General features: G+C 56.8%; 4 protein-coding genes. 1 reads left to right on the top strand and 3 read right to left on the bottom strand.

What is annotated here, in order from left to right; all coding sequences use genetic code 11:
• The coding region (locus tag NTW95_02570) for a glycosyltransferase (protein MCX6556304.1) at positions 1-686 on the top strand (686 nt) is incomplete at its 5' end.
• Positions 687-702: 16 nt separating this feature from the next.
• On the opposite strand, the gene NTW95_02565 is transcribed toward NTW95_02570, so the two are convergent.
• The 3 genes from NTW95_02565 to lysS all read right to left on the bottom strand — a co-directional run.
• A complete protein-coding gene (locus NTW95_02565; protein ID MCX6556303.1) occupies positions 703-1,317 on the bottom strand; it encodes a hypothetical protein in 615 nt (204 codons plus the stop codon).
• Between the two features lie 73 nt (positions 1,318-1,390).
• The gene (locus NTW95_02560; GenBank protein ID MCX6556302.1) at positions 1,391-2,605 is read right to left on the bottom strand and encodes an ABC transporter permease; all 1,215 of its coding nucleotides are present in this window, start codon (positions 2,603-2,605) and stop codon (positions 1,391-1,393) included.
• Positions 2,602-3,142, bottom strand: a 541-nt coding sequence (gene lysS / locus NTW95_02555; protein ID MCX6556301.1) for a lysine--tRNA ligase, incomplete at its 5' end; no start/stop codon positions are given. The genes lysS and NTW95_02560, both read right to left, overlap by 4 nt.

Raw genomic sequence — 3,142 nt, 5'->3', positions numbered from 1 at the left:
ACAAAGCCGCCCAAATTTACACCGACGCCGAATTCACCAAGGGAGAATTGGGCCGTTACTACGGCGTACCCGCCGAAAAAATCCAGGCGATCCCGCTCGCCATCGAAGCCGGTTTCAAGCGCGCAGCGGAGGCAACGATCGACGCCTTCAAAGAACGCCACCGGCTTGAGGGCAAAAAAGTGATCGGATTCCTGGGCAGCGTTTTCCAACGGCGCCATGTCAAGGAACTGATCCAGGCCTGCGACCGGCTGCGGGCCAGGCACGACCTGGCGCTGATCATCGTCGGCCGGAACTACGCCGGCAAAGAGACCGAAAGCTGGCTGCACCGGGAAGGGATCACTTGGCTCGAATGGCTCCCGGAGGAACTACTGAATTCGTTTTATTCCTCCCTGGATCTCTTTGTGTATATCTCCTCCTACGAAGGATTCGGATTTCCTCCCCTGGAAGCACTGGCCTGCGGCACGGTGCCATTGCTCCTGCCCTCGTCGTCGCTCCAGGAGATGTATCACGACCTGGCTTTATTCGTCGAAAATCCCGATCCCGGACAGGTGGCCGTTGCCATCGACGACTTTCTGGACGATCCCGGCCCGGTACGCGCCAGGATCGGTGGCCGCTGGCGGGAGCGGAAGGATTTTTTTACCTGGCCGCGGGTGGCGGCCGCTTACCTAGAAACCCTGCTGGGTTAGTTTATTCCTGAAGGCGCTACAGTTTTTTCAATAGTTTGACGCACTCATTGCGCAGCGATTTGAGCGTTTTGTCCTCGACCGATTCGAGGGATTTGATGCGCAAATTCTTCTCCAGTTCCCGGGCGGCGGGGTCGTTGGGAATTTCATTTACAAAACTGGCCACGATCGGGTCCAGTATTAAGAACAAATTGCGGTGGGCCGCCAATTCCTCCAGAAAGAGCTTGGGATTGTACGAGATCAGGTTGCCGAGGATCTTGTCCAGGGAGACCTCGAAAGCCCCGTAAGAGATCGTCAGCAGGCGAAAGCCCAGTTTGACCGCGTTGGGACCGCCGGCATAGATCTCCCCTTCCAGGACCCCCAGATGATCGCTGATCGCGTTGACGACCGTGAAACCGTCCTTGATATCGAGGATCTTCGTCGTGCCGGGAAGCAGTTGCACCAATTTTTCGGCACCCGCTTCGCTGGGATTCATGTAGTAGACGTTCCAGGCCGTTTCGATTCCAGCCCAGTCCACGGCCGTCTGTGCGCCCAGCGGATTTCCTGCCCATAGCAGCGCCAGTAAAAACCCGTACAATAATAGAGCGTTCGGTCGTTGTCTCACCTGCCCTCCATTGAACCTCGATTTGTTCATGGAACCATTTTATCTTAAAAAAATAAAAAATTATATAATTGCAATAGTTTTTCAAGCAAAATTAAAATTAAGCTCATTCGTATTTAACCGCTTCCACCACCGAAACCTGGGCCGCCTTGCGGGCCGGGATCAGGGTAGCGCCGAAACTGATGAGCAGGGAGACCAGGATCACCGCCAGCAGGTCGAAGGCGCCGAGGCGGAAAGGCACATAGCTGACCTGGTAGATCTCGGCCGGGACCTTGATCAATTCGTAGCGGTTGGCCAAAAAACAGAAGCCCAGGCCCAGGAGCGCGCCCAGGGCCGTCCCCAGCACGCCGATGACCGCGCCCTGAATGAAGAATATTTTCTTGACCTGGGCCGCCGTGGTGCCGTAAGAAAGGAGAATGCCGATATCCCTTATTTTTTGCATGACCAGCAGGATCAAACCGGCGACGATGTTCAGCGAGGCGACGACGATGATCAGGGTCAGGGTGAAGAAAAGCACGGTTTTCTCAAGCTGCAAGGCCGAATAGAGGGACTGGTTCAATTCCTGCCAGGTGATGACCGCGTACTGGATCGGCAGGGACTTGCGCATGCGGCCGGCGACGGCTTCGGCGCTGAAAATATCGTCCAGGTTGATCTGCAGGTAGTTGATGCGGCCGGGCAGCGAGAACAGCTTCTGGCCGGCGGCCAAGCCTGAGATGACCGTGCCGTTGTCGAACTCGAAGAGCCCGGATTTGAAAATTCCGGAAATCCTGAATTTTTTGAAACGGGGGATCATGCCCAGCGGCGACAGGGCCGCCTGCGGCGAGATCACCAGGCAGCTGTCACCGGAGAAGAGATTCATTTTCAAGGCCATTTCCCTGCCGATCAGCAGTTCCCGCTCGTTGGCGGGCAGGACGCCGTACTCGAGCCGATTCAGCCAGTTTTCCTTTTTCGCCTGCTTCAGGTCCATGGCGCGGAAAACGGCGCCGGTTACCTCCCGGCCTCGGCCCTTGACCAGGACGGTCCCGTAGACCACCGGCATGACGGTTTTAATGCCGGGAAATTCCTTTTCCACCCGGGCCGCCAGGCCGGCAAAGTTTTCGATGCCGTCGCCCAGGCGGTCGCTGATCATGATATGGGCCGAGGAGCTCAGGATGCGGTTGCGGATGTCGTTCTGGAAACCGTTGATCAGGGCCAGGGCGATGATCAACGCGGCCACGCCGATGGCAATGCCCAGAATGGACACCAGGGAAATGATCGATATGAAAGAGTTTTTTCGTCCCTTGCTCAGGTACCTGACGGCGATGAACCACTCGAACTTCATTCCCGTGGTCTCAGCAGGGGAAAGAGGATGACTTCCTTGATGGTCGCCGCCCCCGTATAGAGCATCACCAGCCGGTCGATGCCGATCCCCTCCCCGGCCGCCGGCGCCATGCCGTATTCCAGGGCATTGAGGAAATTATTGTCGATCAGCTGGGCTTCGTCGTCGCCTTTTTCCCGGTCCTGCAACTGCGCTTCGAATCGCCGCCGCTGCTCCAACGGATCGTTCAGCTCGGAAAAACCGTTGGCGATTTCCATGCCGGCGACATAGAGCTCAAAGCGCTCGGTTTCGCGCTCGTCCAGGCGCGACACCTTGGAAAGCGGTGAAATGGCCTTGGGATAATGGATGACGAACGTCGGTTCCAGGAGGGTTTTTTCGACATAAAAATCGAACATCAGCTCCAGCATCTTGCCGAACGTCGGCGGCAGCGGTTCGTCGGGGAATTGCCGGCCGATGTGCTTTTTCAAGGATTCCTCGTCCCACAATTCATCCGGCGCCAGTCCCGATTTTTCGGCGATGACCTCCATGAACTTCACCCTT

The organism is Candidatus Aminicenantes bacterium (assembly GCA_026393795.1).
Lineage (GTDB): Bacteria > Acidobacteriota > Aminicenantia > UBA2199 > UBA2199 > UBA2199.
Note: the sequence above shows the minus strand (reverse complement) of the source record. Positions and strands in the feature narration are given on the sequence as shown.

Excerpts from the sequence above, each read along its gene's own strand:
- NTW95_02565 (MCX6556303.1), bottom strand. The coding sequence starts at position 1,317 with ATGAACAAATCGAGGTTCAATGGAGGGCAGGTGAGACAACGACCGAAC.
- NTW95_02560 (MCX6556302.1), bottom strand. The coding sequence starts at position 2,605 with ATGAAGTTCGAGTGGTTCATCGCCGTCAGGTACCTGAGCAAGGGACGA.